Origin of the sequence: Paraburkholderia fungorum (assembly GCF_046026025.1) — a bacterium.
Lineage (GTDB): Bacteria > Pseudomonadota > Gammaproteobacteria > Burkholderiales > Burkholderiaceae > Paraburkholderia > Paraburkholderia fungorum_E.
The window spans coordinates 188,709-205,605 of the sequence record NZ_JAQQFL010000012.1; the positions used below are offsets into that span (position 1 = coordinate 188,709).

Annotated in this window: 17 protein-coding genes; 10 read left to right on the forward strand and 7 right to left on the reverse strand. The window is 59.6% G+C overall.

From position 1 onward, the window contains the following. Positions 1 to 57 precede the first annotated feature (57 nt). From PQR67_RS15875 to PQR67_RS15905, 7 genes are all read left to right on the forward strand, one after another. Positions 58 to 936 (forward strand): PhzF family phenazine biosynthesis protein, encoded by an 879-nt coding sequence (locus tag PQR67_RS15875; protein ID WP_408460752.1) that lies wholly within the window; start codon positions 58 to 60, stop codon positions 934 to 936. Between the two features lie 255 nt (positions 937 to 1,191). After that, on the forward strand, positions 1,192 to 1,635 hold the full coding sequence (locus tag PQR67_RS15880; RefSeq protein ID WP_408460755.1) for a cupin domain-containing protein: 444 nt from the start codon (positions 1,192 to 1,194) through the stop codon (positions 1,633 to 1,635). A 389-nt stretch (positions 1,636 to 2,024) separates the two neighbouring features. Beyond that, entirely contained in the window at positions 2,025 to 2,723 is a 699-nt protein-coding gene (locus PQR67_RS15885) for a helix-turn-helix transcriptional regulator (protein WP_408460844.1), read from the forward strand. Between the two features lie 68 nt (positions 2,724 to 2,791). Further along, on the forward strand, positions 2,792 to 3,340 hold the full coding sequence (locus PQR67_RS15890; protein WP_408460758.1) for a cupin domain-containing protein: 549 nt from the start codon (positions 2,792 to 2,794) through the stop codon (positions 3,338 to 3,340). After that, on the forward strand, positions 3,337 to 4,293 hold the full coding sequence (locus tag PQR67_RS15895; protein WP_408460761.1) for an alpha/beta hydrolase family protein: 957 nt from the start codon (positions 3,337 to 3,339) through the stop codon (positions 4,291 to 4,293). The genes PQR67_RS15890 and PQR67_RS15895 overlap by 4 nt, the downstream gene beginning before the upstream one ends. Positions 4,294 to 4,550: 257 nt before the next feature. Continuing rightward, positions 4,551 to 5,000: a contact-dependent growth inhibition system immunity protein gene (locus tag PQR67_RS15900; protein ID WP_408460764.1), complete on the forward strand. Its 450-nt coding sequence runs from the start codon at positions 4,551 to 4,553 to the stop codon at positions 4,998 to 5,000. 486 nt (positions 5,001 to 5,486) lie between these two features. Continuing rightward, complete coding sequence (locus PQR67_RS15905) at positions 5,487 to 6,338, forward strand: AraC family transcriptional regulator (RefSeq protein ID WP_408460767.1); 852 nt, start codon at positions 5,487 to 5,489, stop codon at positions 6,336 to 6,338. Between the two features lie 132 nt (positions 6,339 to 6,470). On the opposite strand, the gene PQR67_RS15910 is transcribed toward PQR67_RS15905, so the two are convergent. The 3 genes from PQR67_RS15910 to PQR67_RS15920 form a co-directional block, all read right to left on the reverse strand. After that, complete coding sequence (locus PQR67_RS15910; RefSeq protein WP_408460769.1) at positions 6,471 to 6,878, reverse strand: VOC family protein; 408 nt, start codon at positions 6,876 to 6,878, stop codon at positions 6,471 to 6,473. Between the two features lie 95 nt (positions 6,879 to 6,973). After that, positions 6,974 to 7,438: a cupin domain-containing protein gene (locus PQR67_RS15915; RefSeq protein WP_408460772.1), complete on the reverse strand. Its 465-nt coding sequence runs from the start codon at positions 7,436 to 7,438 to the stop codon at positions 6,974 to 6,976. Positions 7,439 to 7,651: 213 nt separating this feature from the next. Continuing rightward, the gene (locus PQR67_RS15920; RefSeq protein WP_408460775.1) at positions 7,652 to 10,018 is read right to left on the reverse strand and encodes a DNA polymerase II; all 2,367 of its coding nucleotides are present in this window, start codon (positions 10,016 to 10,018) and stop codon (positions 7,652 to 7,654) included. A gap of 170 nt (positions 10,019 to 10,188) precedes the next feature. On the opposite strand from PQR67_RS15920, the gene PQR67_RS15925 reads away from it, so the two are divergent. Beyond that, entirely contained in the window at positions 10,189 to 10,614 is a 426-nt protein-coding gene (locus PQR67_RS15925; protein WP_120345032.1) for a PRC-barrel domain-containing protein, read from the forward strand. A 58-nt stretch (positions 10,615 to 10,672) separates the two neighbouring features. Here the strand turns inward: PQR67_RS15925 and PQR67_RS15930 are convergent, their stop codons facing one another. From PQR67_RS15930 to PQR67_RS15945, 4 genes are all read right to left on the reverse strand, one after another. Then, positions 10,673 to 11,683: a DUF2891 domain-containing protein gene (locus PQR67_RS15930; RefSeq protein ID WP_408460778.1), complete on the reverse strand. Its 1,011-nt coding sequence runs from the start codon at positions 11,681 to 11,683 to the stop codon at positions 10,673 to 10,675. 10 nt (positions 11,684 to 11,693) lie between these two features. Beyond that, positions 11,694 to 12,644, reverse strand: a complete 951-nt coding sequence (locus PQR67_RS15935; RefSeq protein ID WP_408460847.1) for a DUF979 domain-containing protein — start codon at positions 12,642 to 12,644, stop codon at positions 11,694 to 11,696. Next, on the reverse strand, positions 12,644 to 13,360 hold the full coding sequence (locus PQR67_RS15940; RefSeq protein WP_408460781.1) for a DUF969 domain-containing protein: 717 nt from the start codon (positions 13,358 to 13,360) through the stop codon (positions 12,644 to 12,646). Before PQR67_RS15940 ends, PQR67_RS15935 begins: the two co-directional genes overlap by 1 nt. Before the next feature lie 330 nt (positions 13,361 to 13,690). Further along, complete coding sequence (locus PQR67_RS15945) at positions 13,691 to 14,599, reverse strand: LysR family transcriptional regulator (protein WP_408460784.1); 909 nt, start codon at positions 14,597 to 14,599, stop codon at positions 13,691 to 13,693. 135 nt (positions 14,600 to 14,734) lie between these two features. Here PQR67_RS15945 and PQR67_RS15950 point away from each other — a divergent pair, with 135 nt between their 5' ends. Together PQR67_RS15950 and PQR67_RS15955 are read left to right on the forward strand one after the other, a co-directional pair. Continuing rightward, the gene (locus tag PQR67_RS15950; protein WP_408460787.1) at positions 14,735 to 15,898 is read left to right on the forward strand and encodes an amidohydrolase; all 1,164 of its coding nucleotides are present in this window, start codon (positions 14,735 to 14,737) and stop codon (positions 15,896 to 15,898) included. A gap of 52 nt (positions 15,899 to 15,950) precedes the next feature. Beyond that, positions 15,951 to 16,730, forward strand: a complete 780-nt coding sequence (locus PQR67_RS15955; RefSeq protein WP_408460790.1) for a transporter substrate-binding domain-containing protein — start codon at positions 15,951 to 15,953, stop codon at positions 16,728 to 16,730. The last annotated feature ends 167 nt before the right edge of the window (positions 16,731 to 16,897 follow it).

The following is a 16,897-nucleotide window of genomic DNA, read 5'->3' on the forward strand; positions in this document are numbered from 1 at the left end:
ATGCGAGGCGCGTGGATTCGCTGTTCTTTATCTGAGTTTCGTCTATCGGGAGAACCCATGCGGGTTGAAGTGCAAATCGTCAATGCGTTGACAGACGGAACAAGCGGGGGGAATCCGGCCGGCGTGGTGATCGATGCCGATGAACTCACCGTGAGTCAGAAGCTGCATGTCGCCCAGCGCGCGGCACTATCGGAAACTGCATTCGTGTCGAAATCGAATGTGGCGACGATCAAGTTGGAATTTTTCACGCCCACGCGGCAGATTGCTCATTGCGGTCATGCCACCATCGCCACGTTTTCACTCCTCAGGCAAATCGGCAGAGTGAGTGATGGCAGGTCGTCAAAAGAGACGATCGACGGGTGCAGGGACATCGTAATTGATGGCAATACCGTTCTGATGGAGCAGCGTTCCCCGACCTATCGCCCGATCGAAGCGGGGTCCCAACTCGCCGGAAAAATCGCACAGTCGATTGGCGTATCGACGGATCAGATCTACAGCACGGCTAGCCCGACAGTAGTCAACACGGGTAACAGTTTTCTGATGGTTGCGTTGCCGGATGAGCGGTCCGTAGCCGCGATCCGTCCGGATCATCGATCTATCGAATCGATCAGCGATGAGCTCGACTTGATTGGCTACTACGTATTCTCGACTACGACGCAAGTACCGGGCCGCCACGCTGGGGCCCGCATGTTCGCGCCACGTTTCGGCATTGCCGAAGAATCGGCGACGGGAACGGCAGCCGGGCCTCTCGCGTGCTTCCTATACGAGCAGATGGGGGTGGGCGACACTGAAATAGCCATCGAACAGGGCCGCTTGATGCAGCCGCCCTCGCCGAGCGTAATCCAGGTCGTTCTTGATATCGACAGAGGCAGGATTTCGCGGTTGATGGCAGGAGGCGCGGCGGTCGTCAAGCGGTCAATGACCGTCGAGATTTGATGATGGCATTGAGTGTGCGCTACATGGACGGGCGAACGGACAAACGGGCGGTGAGGGTGGCTAGTGCCCGTGGGCGACAGGCACTAGCCGGTCAATAACGGCCGGTCGCTGCTCCCGTACAAAATACGTTCCTGATAGGCGCATAATCTTCATTGAGTTGCGCCCCCTTCGGCCGCCAGAAGCGGCCGCAAGCAGAGCACCCTGGCTGTTACGTTGTCGGAACGATGAGAATCCTCAATCTGAAGGAGTTTGAGAATGGCTATCAGCGACGTGGTACCAGGCGAGCCGATCAAGGTTGGTCGATTGACCATTCAGTACCTGATAGATGGCACGGCCACAGGTGGGATGGGCGTTTTTGAGTTGGCTGTGCCGCCCAGTTCGCAAGTTCCGCCGCCACACAGCCACACACATAACGAAGAGTGCGTCTATGTGCTGGAGGGCATGCTTCGGTATTCGGTCGACGGGGTGATCCGGGACCTGACACCGGGAGAATGGATGTTTACCCCACGCGGATCGGTCCATCACTTTAGCAACCCGCACAATGACACGGCCCGCGCGCTGATCGTCCTGACGCCCGACATTGGTGCCCAATATTTTCGTGATGTCGGAGCAATCGTAAATGCCGGCGGGCCGCCCGACCGCGAGAAGCTTATCGGTGTCATGTCCCGGTATGGACTCGTGCCGGCGCCGCCACAATAAACAGCGGTTACCCAACGATTGCCTGCAACGGATTGCGGCTCCGCAGTGCCTCGGAGCCCAAGCGTTGAGCATCGGCTTTCCGGCTGTCAGACTCAGCTCGGCAACTTCTAATTTATAAAATTCCTTCAAATGAAGCACCGGCGACGGAGGGGCTTTTGCTTTCCGCAATCCAGCAAACTCGTAGACCGCCTTAGTGCCGATTAACAACTCGCAGGCGGAAAGCAGCGTTGGTGATACTGTTGCCTTTCGTTTCAATGGTGACAGAATTTGGCATGGTGCCGTTCTACACTGTGATTTCTTCATCAACATTTCGAGGAAGCCAGGCTGATCGAGGCGACCGAATCCGGTCGCATGTTCGGCGGAAAGGGGCTTGTTTCGAAGGACTGGGCGTGTCTCGAAGCCAACGACTGTTTGACCTTCTGCAGGTACTTCGGCGACACCGTGGAGCGGTGTCCGGTGAGGTACTTGCGCAAGAAACCGGCGTGTCGCTGCGCACGCTTCGACGCGATATCGCAACGCTTCAGGCGATGGGAGCCGGCATCGACGGCGCTCCGGGGGTTGGATATCTCCTGCGGCCGGGGTTCTTACTGCCGCCGTTGTCGTTTACCGGGGAAGAACTGCAGGCACTGGTTGCCGGGGTTCAGTGGGTAAGTCGCCAGACAGATAGCGCGTTGGCTCGCGCAGCACAAAACGCGTTGGCAAAAATCGGCGGTGTCCTTTCCTCCGAAATGAGGGAGGCTTTGAGTGACGATGTCCTTTACGTCGGCCCGAACAATGTGAACGCGACACTCGATTTAACGCGCGTGCGGCAGGCGTTACGAGAGCAGCGCAAGATGCACATCACCTACGAGGATCACAACGGGGTGTCGTCTGAGCGCACGATATGGCCGATTGTTTTAGGTTTCGTTGAGTTGCGGCAGTACATCGCCGCGTGGTGCGAACTGCGGGAGGAATTCCGATTGTTCCGTGTTGAGCGCATTGTCGATGCCGCATTTTTGGAGGACCGGTATTCCCGAAGTCGACGGCAGCTTGTCAAGGAATGGCGGGCGCTTGAGGACAGTAGGCAAGTGCGGCTCAGTTCAATCTGAGCGAACGCAATCAAGAAAAATAGTCGATCCTATAGTTTCCGAACATGAAGTCAACGACGGAGAAAAAAATGGAGAAGGAGTTTGAGCATGGGTTGATGCCATCACTTGTCATCAACGTCGGCGACGTCAACGAAGTCGAGCGTATGGGGGGCGATCATTGGGGAAGCGCATGGAAGCCCTTGACGCCGGCCCTTGACGTCAACCCCGGTCGTCTCGGTGCCAACCTGTCGCGAGTGCCTCCGGGCAGAACGGCTTGCCCCTTCCACACGCACGCAAGAGCAGACGAGGTGTTCTTTGTGCTGTCGGGCCGGGGTGTTTTCCGCTACGGCGATTCCGTGCAGGAAATCCGGGCGGGTGACTGCATCTCGTGCCCGGCGGGCACGGGCGTCGCTCACCAACTGGCAAATCCGTTCGACGAGGACCTTGTCTACTTTGCGGTTGGAATGAATGATCCTCACGAGGTCTGTACCTATCCGGACAGCGGCAAGGTGATGATCCGCAGTCTGAAAACTATCGGGCGGCTGACTGAGGCGCCCTATATGGATGGAGAGCCGGACAAACCGAAAGTGCTGGACAGCGCATTGAAAGCAAACAACTTGCCTCCCAGAACCACATGAAAACGTTCATATCGGCCGTTCTGTTGTGCCTATCTACGACAATCGCACACGCCGCGGGAATAAAGTTCGTTCAAATTCCCGCTGACGCCAACGGTCCGGCGTTGAGAGCGATAGTGTGGACGCCATGCGCAGAGCCTGCCCACGAGGTACCGATCGGGCCATATGTCCTGAAGGGGCAGCGCGACTGTCCAACCGTTGGCGAAAAGCTTCCCCTGGTTGTCATTTCACACGGCCATGGCGGATCGTTCCTTGGCCACCATGACCTTGCCGAGACGCTTGCCGACGCGGGTTTTGTGGTAGCTGCAATCAATCATCCAGGCGATACATTCTCCGATTCGAGTCGCGCGGGCGAGATGTCTGTGTTCGTCGAGCGACCGGCCGATATAAAACGTCTTATCGACTACATGTTGAGCGCCGCGCCCGACGCATCCAGAATCGACCCGGAGCGGATAGGTTTTTTTGGCTTTTCGCGTGGCGGCTACACGGGCCTGGTGTTGGCGGGTGGCAGCCCGGATTTTCTGCACGCCGACGTTCCATGCCCGGACCCGAAAGCCCCGATTTGCGAACAGATCCGACTTCGAGAGGTACCCACCGATCCCCTGACTCATGACGTGCGGATTAAAGCCTTCGTCCTGGCGGACCCGCTCAATCTCTTCCCAACCGCTGAGAGCCTGAAGAATGTGAAAGCGCCGATTCAGCTTTGGGCTTCCCAGTTCGGCGGCGATGGCGTGCTGCCACGCAACGCTCCCGCACTCGCCGACGCCCTTCCTCGCAGACCTGAATATCACCTTGTTCCCAACGCGGCGCATTTTGCCTTTCTTGCTCCATGCTCCGCGGCAATGAAGAACGACGCGCCGGGAATCTGCGTCGATGCGAACGGCTTCGATCGCACAGCCTTTCACAAGCAGTTTGACGAAATGGCGCTTACGTTTTTTCAAGCGAATGTTCGGTAGATCCCAACCTGGTCCGCCTGAGCGGGCGTGTCGGATGAGTCGGCTATGCGGGCGGCCATTGCACCTTGAAAGCTGCCGTTTGTGCGTCCTTGGGGCGAGGGGCTGTAACGGGTCAGGTACGGTCACTCGACGTTTCAACAACAATCGCCGACAGTTGGCGATCTGCTAGCATCAACATTGGCTCGGCGGAGCGATTAGCCAATATAACCGTAAATATGCTCAGCGAACCGAACTGGAAGAGCCGATTGACGGCGAAGATGACTGAAGAGTTTCTCTGCATAGTGCCTCAGTCGGGGTATCGACTAGCAATGGCTGAGCCTATGGCGACAGAACGCCTATTAACAACGGATGCCTCAGCGGTTGAAATAGGGGATGCTATTCAGGGGGCTCTGGCGGAAAGCCGATTCCTGTCGCTCAAGGAGGCTAGCGCCTTGAGCCTGACGGCTGAATCTCGATACTCAGAGTGGGTGCAGTCGCTGATGGATCGTTTTGCCTATAAAACAAGACGGGCGCTGTTTAAAAACATGAAGAGTTGCAGCGTCGCAAGGTCCGCAGAACGGTTAGTTTTCGTTCCAAGTCATCACGACAAGCTGGACAGCTGGAGTCGCTCCGTCGGCGATGGAATCGAGGATGTGATCATTCCAGCGACGAGTAGTCCTTCCGAAATTGGAGCCGCACTGATTGTTGCATTTGGTCGTTGTACTTAGTGGGGCGAAAATCGCAGGGACTCGAACGACTGCTTCCCTGAAATCTGAACGTCCCTTTAAGCTCACCAGCCGCCGATCGACGTCAGGCGGTGACCGGCCAGTTCTACCCGTTCGACACCACTGCCGGAATCGTCGACAATGCATCCATATCTGCGTCACGTAGATATAAATGACGACATCAAGAGCGCGAAACGCAGGACGGATCGAGGGCAACTGACATGGGTCGAGCAACCAGGGTTCTCCTTGTGGCGGCGGTAGTCGTGTTCCTTGTTTCGATCGGGCTTGGAGTGCGCTTCTTCAGATGGCAGGGCATGGACTACGCGTTTGCTCCGAAATCGGTCGCCTCGCCGACATGGCCGCCTTGAGCAACCTTCGGCTTGCAACATGTCATCTGTCGTCGGCCTCTCCACCACTGTCGCGCAAGAACGATCAAATGGCCTCGTGGTCGATATCATATATTCCTTCGGAAACCTTCCTGGGAACGCTATGAATCCGGTTGAAAAAGCGCTCTGGTTCATTGAAATCGAACTAGGCGACGAACTTACTCTCGACAGGATTTCCGCCTGTTGCGCAATGACGCGCTTCGGCCTTTCGCGCATATTCTCGATGAGCACGGGATGGCCGGTTATGCGCTACGTCCGCTCCAGACGGCTCACGCGCGCGGCACGGACGCTGACGCAAGGCGCGCCAGATATCCTTCGCGTGGCGCTCGACGCCGGGTATGGTTCCCACGAGGCGTTCACCCGCGCCTTCCGCGAACTCTTCGGCGTTACACCCGATGATGTGCGAACACGGCGCAGTCTTGATGGCCTTTCTCTTGTGGAGCCGTTACGCATGAAAGAATCGAAAATCATCCCTATTGCTCCGCCACGCTTCGAAGTGGCCGAAAAGCTGTTAATAGCGGGCATGAGCGGTCGATTTACTTTTGAAACCAATGAAGGGATTCCGGCTCTTTGGCAAACCTTTAGCCCGTACATTGGCAACCTGCCCGATCAGGTCAACTGCATGACTTACGGGGTTTGCTGTAACCCGGATGCGGCTGGCGGTTTTGAATATATCGCAGGCGTAGAGGTGAAGCGCCGAGACCGGTTGCCCGCTTCATTGCGGTGCGTAGAAATTGAGCCGCAACGTTATGCAGTCTTTGAACATAACGGGCACATCTCTACGCTTCATCAGACCTTCTACAGCATCTGGAACGGGTGGTTGCCGGAGTCTGGGTTTGAGCCGGCAGAGGCACCCGAGTTCGAGCGCTACAGCGAGGACTTCGATCCTGTTGCAGGTACGGGAGTCGTTGAAATCTGGCTGCCGATAAAGAGTTCGACACGTCAGCCTGACTGATCGAAGCAGGCGGCCCTGTCGCGCGATCGGCAGATGCTCACGGCCCGATCGCGAGACAGGCTGATCATCGATTTGAACCCAATTTCTACGCGGGTCTATGCGATGCCTTGCATTATCCACTATGCCTGTCGTTCAATTTTGAGCGATGGGCATAGTGTCATCGCCAGCCGGGAAGTCGCGCTGATGGGTGGCAATTTGCCATGTGTTTCCCCACGAATCTCTTACCATCGCTCGCCTGTCGCCGTAGGGTACGTCGGTTGGAACTTCGAGCGAGATCGCATTCGCCGCGATCGCTCGCTGGTAGGTCGAATCGGCGTCCTTAACGTAGACATACAGAAATGCCGGCATCGGATCGCGAAGACCGTCTTCGCCGCTAACCATCACGACGGAATCGCCGATCATGATTTCGGCAGGCCGCCCGTGACGGAATTCGCCCTGTGCCTGAAACACCATCTTGATGAATGCGATCAGGTTTTCCGGATCCCGTACGACGATGCGGGGCGTAACGGTATGCCATCCATCAGGTTGAAAATTAGCCATTTTGCGCAGCCTCGGAAGAGATTCGTACGGGCATTGTCCTCCGAGCCGGCCTGCCAGTGAAAATCGCCAATTGAGCGCCGGATATCGGCGGTGCGTCAGGGAACCATCTGCATGTCGCCTGGCGCTTGCGGCGGCAGCTTGATAGAAAGGACCTTGAATTCGCCGCCGGTCGACTCGGACCCCGCATGCACCGTTCCCTTCGGGATAATGATCAGGTCGCCGGCGTGAATCTGACGCTGTTCGTTACCCAGCCAGAACGTGCCGCTTCCCGAGATCACATACTGGATTTCGTCAGAACCTCGATGCGTATGCCTGGGTACGTTACCGGTCTGCACTGCGACGGTCCCGTTCGGCGTGACGACCAGCCCTTTCGAACGCAAGGTGCCCATGTTCGGAATCTGTTGGCCAAGATCGGCATCCGTCAAGGCTGCGAGGTCAACGATCTGCGCCGTGAGCGGTGCGTCTGACGCCTGGGCCCGCGCCAGTGTGCCCAGATGGGATGCAAACATGCCGGCAACGAAGGTGGCGGGCAATGCCGCGAGGTAGAGAGTTCGACGCATGTTCTTATCCTTTCAGATTGAACGGACTATCGGCGTGCGGTGGTAAGGAGTGGCTTGTCCGTAGTCGATTGTCGCACCATCGCGAAGGCAGTTCAAAACCAGGGCAACACCTGAGTACCCGCCCGAACCGGGCACGCCGTGGTGCTGACAAGCGGGTTGAGCGGGCAGCGTACGAAGGGGCTGCCGTTGGAGAGGATTGCGCAGCAGATCAGCTCAGAACAACTGTCTCTGCCCTGACATCAGGGTCGTAAAGTCATCGCGCAGGAGCGGCAGGATCGCATCCGCAACGGGTTGCAACTGCCGTGTCAGATAGTGCTCGTAGTCGATCGCCGAGCGCAAGGTTTCGAGCGGCTCCGGTCCGGCGGTCGTCATCACATAGCTGATCCAGCCGCCGTTCTGGTATTGCAAAGGACGCCCCTGTCGCCGGTTGAACTCGTCGGCCACGCGTGCCGCGCGCACATGCGGCGGCACGTTGCGTTCGTACTCGCCGAGCGAGCGGCGCAAGCGCTTGCGGTACACGAGTTGATCGTCCATTTTTCCTGCCAGCGTATCGCGCACGTAGTCGCGCACATAGTCCTGATACGGCTGTTGCCTGAATATTCGCCCATAGAGTTCCTGCTGGAACTGCTGGGCGAGCGGCGTCCAATCGGTCCGCACCGTTTCGAGCCCTTTGTAGACGATGTTCTCGCTGCCGTCCGGCAAAACAGTCAGTCCGGCGTAGCGTTTCTTGCTGCCTTCTTCGGCACCTCGAATCGTCGGCATGAAGAAGCGCTTGTAGTGCCGCTCGAATTGCAATTCGAGCGCGCTCTCGAGGCCGAAGCGGGCCTGCAGATTCTGCCGCCACTGCGCGTTGATATGTTCGACAAGCGCGCGCCCAATGCGGCCCGCTGCTTCTTCGCTATGCGCGTGCTTCAGCCACACGAAAGTCGAATCGGTGTCGCCATAAATGACCTCATAACCTTGCGCCTCGATCAACTCGAGCGTGGTGTGCATGATTTCATGGCCACGCATGGTGATCGACGACGCGAGACGCGGATCGAAAAACCGGCAACCCGTGGAGCCGAGCACGCCATAGAAGGCGTTCATGATGATTTTCAGCGCCTGCGAAAGCGGCCCGTTGTGCTCGCGCTTGGCGGCTTCGCGCCCTTGCCAAACCTGGCCGACGATCGACGGCAGACAATGGCGAGTGCGCGAGAAACGTGCGCCGAGAAAGCCCGGCACCGATCGATCGTCGGCGGGATTGAGCATGCCTTCCACGAGACCCACCGGGTCGATCAGAAACGTACGGATGATCGACGGATACAGGCTCTTGTAGTCGAGCACCAGCACGGAATCATAGAGGCCAGGCCGCGAATCCATCACGAAGCCACCAGGACTCGCGGCGCCGGCCACGTCGCCGAGATTCGGCGCGACATAGCCTTGCCGATGCATTCGCGGCATATACAGATGCGTGAACGCCGCAACCGATCCGCCGCTGCGGTCCGCGGGCAAGCCGGTCACGGTGGCGCGCTCCAGCAGAAACGACAGCAACTCGGTCTTCGCAAAGATGCGCGTGACCAGCTCGCAATCTTTCAGGTTGTAGCGGGCAAGGGCCGGTTTGTCCTCGTCGAAGCGGCGCTGGATTTCGTCCATGCGCTGATAAGGATTGTCGATCGCCTTGCCTTCGCCCAACACGGAACGCGCCACATATTCGAGGCTGAACGAAGGGAAGCTCCACGTTGCGGAACGCAATGCTTCGATACCGTCGATGATCAATCTTCCCGCGGCGCCCGCGAAGAAATGATTCTGTTTGTGGCCGTGCTCGCGCCATTCCATCACTGCACCGCCGCGGCCGAGTCGTAGCGGCACGCGATATTGTTCGGCGTGCTGTTGCAGCACACGCAAATCGAACTGCACAAGATTCCAGCCGATGATTGCGTCAGGGTCGTGCCGTTCCAGCCACGTATTCAATTTTTCGAGCAACTGTGCGCGGGTTTCGCAGTATTCGAGGTCGAAGTCGACATCGTCGGCGTCACCATTCGGCGGTCCCAGCATATAGACCTGACGCTGTCCGCACCCTTCGAGCGCGATGGAATAAAGCTCGGCGTGCGCGCTGGTTTCGATATCGAGTGACACCAGTTTCAGTGACGGACGGTAGTCCGTAGCGGGCTTCAATTCGCTGTTCAACTGCGGGCCGCCATGCTGTGTACCGCTGCCGAACCATACCGGCGCGGTGATGAAGCGCTCCATCATGTAGCGCTCGGGCGGGAAGATATCGGCCTCGTAGACGTCGACGCCGCCTTGTTTCAGGCGCTTCTCCAAGCCCGTCAACTGGCGGTATTGCGCACAGTAAAGCCCCATCACCGGTCGGTGCTGGAAGTCGCATAGATCGAGCGGGCGCAAATCGAGCGGCGCCTCGCGGCGCAGGATCGTTTCCGCGCGCTCCCGGTGCGCGGCCGGAATGAAGGCCACGGAAGGCTGGGGGCGCAGGCGGATGTGACGGGGCCCGCCGTCTGTTGCCAGCCAGAAATCCACTTCCGTGCCGGCGGGCGTATCCCGCCAATGTCGGGTCAGAATGAAACCCTGTTCAAGCTCAGTCAAACTGCCACCTCTAAACGGGCGTCATCGCCTGGCTCGATTTTACCGTCATGCGCCTGGCGCCGTGGCACGCTCGATGCAGACGCGCCGCGTAGTCTGTATGATCGTTTTGCAGCGATTCCTTCGGCGCGGGCCATGCGCCGGTCAAGTCCACCAAAAACGGAGTGAACGATATGAGGTTGAGCAAGCTTGTTATTGTGGTCGCGGTAGCTGCAACCAGTTTTGGCGCGCAGGCGCAAGTGGCCGGCACGCAGCCCTTGAGCGTCACGGTCGAGCAATCGAATGCGCTGCTGAGCGGCTGGAGTGTGAAGAAGAGCATTCTCGGCAAGGGCGTGTACAACGACCAGAACGAAAAGATCGGTACGATCCGCGATCTGGTGGTCGCTCCCGATGGCTCGCTGTCCGCCGCCATCGTTTCGGCCGGCGGATTTCTGGGCGTGGCGTCACATGACGTAGCGGTGCCTATCGCCGCGCTGGATATTCGGTCGGGGAATTTCTATCTGGCCGGCGCGACCAAAGACGCCTTGAAGGCGACGCCCGCGTTTCAGTACAACAAGGTTCAGTCGCCGCCGAAGCCTAAAAAGCTGACTGGCCAGTAATGCACGGAGCCGGCGAATTCGCCGGCTGGGCCGCAACAGGCGGCTCCCAGTGCACCGCTTACGCTTCCAGTGCGAGCGTAGCGAACGTGCCCAGCCAGTGTTCCCCCATGTAGTCGCCGGCCACGTGCGGCAGGGCGCTTTGAAGATGACGCTCGGCCGAATCGAACAATATGGTCCGGCGCACATCGCCGGCGGGCAGCGCGCGCGCCAGCGAGCGCTGGCACCATGCACGGCTCAGATTCAGGCCGTCCAGATGGGCAATCTTGCCATCGGTGCGGTCGGTCACGGTAACGGGTTCGAACAGCGTGGCCGGCTTCTTCGCGCCGAGATCGGGCAGAAAGCGCCTGAACCATTCGCTGAATTGCGCGGGCGGCAAGATGCGCCGCATCAATTCCGCTTCCATCAGCGAAGGCGACAGGAACTCGTCGCCGGCGGGCTCCCAGGCCTGACACGCAACGTCGTTCAGAAACCAGCGCTCCGCCGTATTCATCAGCAGCGCCTCGAGTGATTCACGCGATGTCTGGCGTGCGAAATCGAGCGTGAGCGCTAGCGCGAACGCCATGTTGAAGTGCGTGCCGACCCGCAACGGGTAGGTCGCTTTCGGCAGGAATTCCTCGAAGCGCTCGACAAAGGCCGCGGTCAGCGGTGCAAAAACCCTGGACCAGCGCGCGGCTTCCGATAGTTTCAGCGAGTGGAGTTGTGCGCTCAGCGCAAGCAGCCATGCCCATCCATACGGACGTTCGAAACCGCGGTTGTGCGGCAGGTCGAGATAGGCGAGTTCGCCGGCCACATTCGCCTCGGTGAAATGCTCGTCGACCACCGCCACGATGCGGGCTGCTTCCGGCAGATCGGGAAAGCGATCGAGCAGATGCAGGATCAACCAGTAACCATGCACGCACGAATGCCAGTCGTAGCTGCCGTAGAAAATCGGATGCAGCGCGCGTGGCCCTTGCACGTCTTGCGGGCCGGCAAGCGAATGGGTCAGCTTGTTCGGATACTCGCGCGTGAGATGGGCGAGTGCGAGATTGGCGAATTTGGACGCGAATTCGGGCGTGAGTTGAACAGTCATCGGCGCCTCCTCAAAAGCGGAATACAAATAAGTACAACAGTATGGTATTGACGATCAGCAATAGTAAAGCAGTTGGCCACTGCGCCTTGATCACGCCATTCTGGTCTTTCAGTTCGAGCAGCGCGGCCGGCACGATATTGAAGTTGGCCGCCATTGGAGTCATCAAGGTGCCGCAGAAGCCGCACAGCATGCCGATCGCGCCGAGAATGGCCGGGTTGCCATGGAATTGATGCACGATCAATGGCAGGCCGATGCCGGCCGTCATCACCGGAAAAGCCGCGAACGCATTCCCCATGATCATCGTGAAGATCGCCATGCCGAATGTATAAGCCGCGACCACCGCGAAAGCGGAGTCGACGGGAATCCAGGTTTTCACGAGATCCGACACCACGTGGCCCACACCGGCAATCGCAAACAGCGCGCCGAGGGCGGCCAGCATCTGCGGCAGAATGGCGGCCCAACCCACCGTATCCATGGTGTGGCGCGCGTCTTTCAGCGCGTGCACAGGCGAGTCGCGCAACATGAATAGCGCGGCGCCAAAAGCGACCAGCGTGCCCAACACCAGCGAAATTAGCGTGACGTTCTTTGGTTCAACGAACGGTACGTATTTCAGCGTCAAGGTGCCGAGCAAGGTGATGACCGGAATCAGCAGCGCCGGGATGAAAAGCTTATTGCCGAAGCGCTGTGCGTTGGTTTCGCGGCGCGTGGCGGCGGCTTCGCTATTGTTGTCCGTCCTGCCTTTGCCAAGCTTGCCGGAACCGGCGATCAGGGCGAGCGCAATAGCGAGGCAGCCGGTCACGAAATGCGGCAGTTCCGCGCCGAACATGAAGGTGATCGCGTAGATGCCCCAGAACAGAAAGTTGACGACGCGGCGTGGATTCGAGCGGTCTTGCAGGTTGAAGAGCGCGAACGCGGCAAACATCAAACCGGCCAGCACGTAGAGGGATTCGAGCTTGATCATCATGGTGCGATACCTTGTTTCTGTCCCTGCGCCACCTGTGTCATACCTAGCTTATTCATCTTGTGCGAGAGATTGCGATCGAGCAGCATCAGCCGCACAACGTGAATCACGAGTGCCGCCACCGCAGTGGGGATCGCCCACACGGAAACGTGCAGCGGCTCGACGATGATGCCGTTCTGTTCGAGAAAGCCCTTGATCAGCAGGATCGACTGGATCGCAATGAAAATGTCCTCGCCGAAGAACACGGCAATGTTGTCCACCGCCGACGCATTCGCGCGAATCTGCTGACGCACCGCATCGGGTAATTCGCCGTAGCGGTTCGCGGCGGCGGCCTCGGCCATCGGCGCGATCAGCGGGCGCACCATCTGCGCATGGCCGCCGAGCGAGGTGAGTCCAAGCGCCGCCGTGAGCTGGCGGATCACGAAATAGAGCATCAGCACGCGGCCGGTGGTGGCGGCGTGCAGGCGCGAAATCAGATGCTTGGCCTGTTCTTTCAGGCCGTTGCGTTCGAGCAGCGCAATCACGGGCAACGTGAGCCAGATCAGGCCCATGTAGCGGTTATCGGCGAATGCCTTGCCGAATGCGCTGACGATCTCCACCGGTTGCAAGCCCCCGGCGATGCCGGTGGCGATTCCCGCGATCGTCACCACCAGTAGCGCATTGAAGCGCAATGCGAAGCCGAGTACGACGATCGGCACGCCAATCAAGACCCACATGCTGTTCTCCTGTGTCGCTGCAATATCGTTGTTTTATCGCTGTGCGCGGTGTTCCAGATGCCTGGCGAATGTAGGTTGCACCTGCGGCGCAACAGGTTGCGCCAGGTTGCAACACTGCGCAGGCGACGAAATCTAACACGAGAATTTATCGATAAATAGTCGGCAAAATGCGTTTTTCGGGTAAACGCCAGGATGGCAGCCGCTTCGGGCGGGCAGTTTGCAGGGTGGGGAGTGCGCGTCGCTGTTCGGGAGCCGCGTTCAAGCCGACTGCCTGTGGTGTTCCAAAGCGGTACGGCGTGGTCGAGTTCAGTTTTACGCCACGTCGCGCATTCAGTCGGGTAGCGCGTTGCCCTTCAGGCAATCGATGAAATATTCCGCCGCATCGCCCAGCACGCCATCCCTGCGATGAATCAGGCTGAGCGCAAGGCGCGGCAGCGTGATATCGAGCGTCAAGCGCTCCAGCGTGCCGCGCTCGATTTCCTCATTCAACTGGAAGTCCGGCCAGACGCTCACCACGCCTCTTTCGCTCGCGAGTTCGGCATAGAGTCGCCGCGCGGTGCAGACCGTGATGCGTGAGGGCGGGGAAATCGTTCCGCGGGTGTCGCCTGCGCGTGCGGTCAGCGCGGCCCAGAATGCGGGCACGCTCTTGCGCGTGTAGTTGTAGAGCCAATGCGCTTCGCGCAAACGCGCAAGCTTTGTCTCACCCGCCAGCGGATCGCCGCGCTTGACCGCCAGCGATTGCGATACCTTGCCGAGCGATGTCACGCGGAATTCGTTGCTCGGGTCTCCTTCACCGGTAAAGCCGATGCACATGTCGAACGAGCCGTCGCGCAGGCCGTCGATGAGCCGCATGGTCTGGTACTCGTGTACGTCGAGCTGCACATCGGGAAACCGTGCCCGGAATGCGTGAATCGCTTCCGGTACGACGATCGACGCGGCGAGCAGCGATACGCCGATCTCGAGTGTCCGCCCAACCGACGACTTCATCTCCTCCAGTTCCTGCTCCGCGCGCGCGATCTCAGTCACGACGTTTCGCGCACGCCTGAGCAGCGCTTCGCCATACGGGGTCAGGCGAATGCCCGAGCCGCTGCGCAACAGCAACTGGACGCCGAGGCGTGCCTCCAGCTCCTTGATGCTCTTGGTGACGGCCGGCTGCGACAGGCACAGCGCTTCAGCGGCGGCCATCAGCGTGCCGTGCTCGGCAATCGCCACAAGGGTGCGTAGTTGAGTGGTTTTCATGGTTTCCGCGGCCCATAAGCGTTGGCTATGTACATAAAAAACTGGAAATTGACCAGTCGCGGGGCTGGCTAGTATAGCCACTCCGCTGCGGTCCAGGAGGCGCGCGGCGGGGAGTACTCAAGACAAGGAGGGAAAGTGGGACTGAACGTCATCGATGCGGACATCGACGAACTCGTTGCGTTGCGGCGAGACATTCACGCCAATCCGGAGACGGCATTCGACGAGACGCGCACAAGTGAACTCGTCGCCGCGAAATTGCGCGCCTGGGACATCGAAACATACACGGGCGTGGGCAAAACCGGCGTGGTCGGCGTCATTCGTGGCACGCGCACGGTGTCTGGCATGGGGCGCACCATCGCGTTACGTGCCGATATGGACGCGCTGCCGATGGAAGAAGAGGGCCGCCCGTTGCACCGCTCGTTGCGACAAGGGGTCTTTCACGGTTGCGGCCATGACGGCCACACCGCGATGCTGCTCGGCACGGCGCGCCATTTCAGCTGTCATCGCGATTTCGCGGGGACGCTCGTGCTGATCTTCCAGCCCGCCGAGGAAACCGGCGGTGGCGCACTGGCCATGCTGGCCGACGGGCTCGAAACCCGCTTTCCGTTCGACGAAATCTACGGCATGCACAATGCGCCGCATTTTGCGCCGGGCACCTTCGGCGTGCGTGACGGCGCCATGCTGGCGTCGTGCGACGAGATGCGGATCGACGTGACCGGCGTGGGTGGCCATGGCTCGTCGCCTGAAAAGACCCGCGACCCGATTGCGGCTTCGGCGCAACTCATTTGCGCGCTGCAGACGGTGGTGAGCCGCGCGATCGATCCCGCTTCGGCCGCTGTGCTCAGCATCGGCAGCATTCATGCGGGCACCACGTCGAACGTGATTCCTTCGCATGCGCAGATGACGGGTACCGTGCGCACGTTCGACGAAAGCGTACGCGAACGGATGAAGGCGCGCATCGAGTCGATCTGCGCGGGCGTCGCACTCGCGACAGAATGCGAAATCGCGGTGACGTTCTACGGCAGCTCGCCCGCGACGGTCAACCATCGTGAGCAGGCCGAAGCAGCGGCAGCCGCGGCGGCCGAGGTGTTTGGCGCGGAGAATGTATTGCGCGATTTCCCGCCGCTCAACGGCTCCGAGGACTTCTCCGAATTCCTGCTGCGTCGCCCCGGCGCGTACGTGCTGCTCGGCCAGGGCGGTGTCTATTGCCACCACCCCGAGTTCGACTTCAACGACGCCGTGTTGCCGCTCGGTGTGCGTTTCTTCGTGACGCTGGCGCTCGCGCGCCTCGACGCGTAGCCCGGTTTTTCGCACCCAAAGTACAGCCAATTAATCCAGTCAGGAGATACCTATGAAGCAGCGTTTGCTGCCGGCGCTCGCAGCCGCCGCCCTTGCTCTCGTCGTGGCACACTCCGCGCAGGCCGAAACCTTGCGCTTCGGCACCGATCCGACTTATCCGCCGTACGAATACAAATTGCCGAGCGGCCAGCTCGTCGGGCTCGACATCGAAATCGGCAATAGCCTGTGCGCCGCCGCTCATGTGAAATGCGAATGGGTTGAGGGGAGTTTCGACGGCTTGATCGCCGGACTGCAATCGCGCAAGTTCGATGCGATCAATGCGTCGCTCGCCGCCACGGCCTCGCGCCGCGCGGTGATGGATTTCACGACGCCGCTGTATCCCGCGGACATTCGCCTCGTCGCCGCGAAGGCCGCTCATTTGCAGCCCACTGCGGCGTCGCTCGCCGGCAAGCGTGTCGGTGTGCTGCAAGGCTCGACGCAGGCGGCATTCGCGAAGCAGAACTGGGCCGCGCACGGTGTGTCGGTCGTCGAGTATCAGGATCAGAACAGCGTCTACGCCGACCTCCTGAACGGACGGCTCGACGGTACGCTGGTGGTCGGCGCCGCCGCCCAACTGGGCTTCCTCGCAAAGCCCGAGGGCAGGAACTTCGAACTGGCCGGCGCGCAGATCGTCGATCCGGCGATGCTCTCTGCAAGCAGTGTGATCGGCGTGCGCAAAACCGACGCACACACGCTGCAGATGCTCGACGCAGCCATTGCCCAACTCAGGCAGAACGGTACGATCGAGCGGCTCACGCATAAGTATCTGGACGCAGGGGCAACCACGAAGTAAGCGCCACATCTGGCGGGTGCGCTACAACCGGCGCGCGGGACAAACTCCGCGCGCGGCATTCCGATTGATATCTATTTAGATAATGAATATGAATCATCGCAACATTTAATTTGTCGATACTGCCGTTGTCCGATATGGTGCAGTGACCTATTCCACACAGGGCCATT

Coding starts and splice junctions, on each gene's coding strand:
- PQR67_RS15875 (WP_408460752.1), top strand. CDS start 58: ATGCGGGTTGAAGTGCAAATCGTCAATGCGTTGACAGACGGAACAAGC.
- PQR67_RS15880 (WP_408460755.1), top strand. CDS start 1,192: ATGGCTATCAGCGACGTGGTACCAGGCGAGCCGATCAAGGTTGGTCGA.
- PQR67_RS15890 (WP_408460758.1), top strand. CDS start 2,792: ATGGAGAAGGAGTTTGAGCATGGGTTGATGCCATCACTTGTCATCAAC.
- PQR67_RS15895 (WP_408460761.1), top strand. CDS start 3,337: ATGAAAACGTTCATATCGGCCGTTCTGTTGTGCCTATCTACGACAATC.
- PQR67_RS15900 (WP_408460764.1), top strand. CDS start 4,551: ATGACTGAAGAGTTTCTCTGCATAGTGCCTCAGTCGGGGTATCGACTA.
- PQR67_RS15905 (WP_408460767.1), top strand. CDS start 5,487: ATGAATCCGGTTGAAAAAGCGCTCTGGTTCATTGAAATCGAACTAGGC.
- PQR67_RS15910 (WP_408460769.1), bottom strand. CDS start 6,878: ATGGCTAATTTTCAACCTGATGGATGGCATACCGTTACGCCCCGCATC.
- PQR67_RS15915 (WP_408460772.1), bottom strand. CDS start 7,438: ATGCGTCGAACTCTCTACCTCGCGGCATTGCCCGCCACCTTCGTTGCC.
- PQR67_RS15925 (WP_120345032.1), top strand. CDS start 10,189: ATGAGGTTGAGCAAGCTTGTTATTGTGGTCGCGGTAGCTGCAACCAGT.
- PQR67_RS15930 (WP_408460778.1), bottom strand. CDS start 11,683: ATGACTGTTCAACTCACGCCCGAATTCGCGTCCAAATTCGCCAATCTC.
- PQR67_RS15935 (WP_408460847.1), bottom strand. CDS start 12,644: ATGATCAAGCTCGAATCCCTCTACGTGCTGGCCGGTTTGATGTTTGCC.
- PQR67_RS15940 (WP_408460781.1), bottom strand. CDS start 13,360: ATGTGGGTCTTGATTGGCGTGCCGATCGTCGTACTCGGCTTCGCATTG.
- PQR67_RS15945 (WP_408460784.1), bottom strand. CDS start 14,599: ATGAAAACCACTCAACTACGCACCCTTGTGGCGATTGCCGAGCACGGC.
- PQR67_RS15955 (WP_408460790.1), top strand. CDS start 15,951: ATGAAGCAGCGTTTGCTGCCGGCGCTCGCAGCCGCCGCCCTTGCTCTC.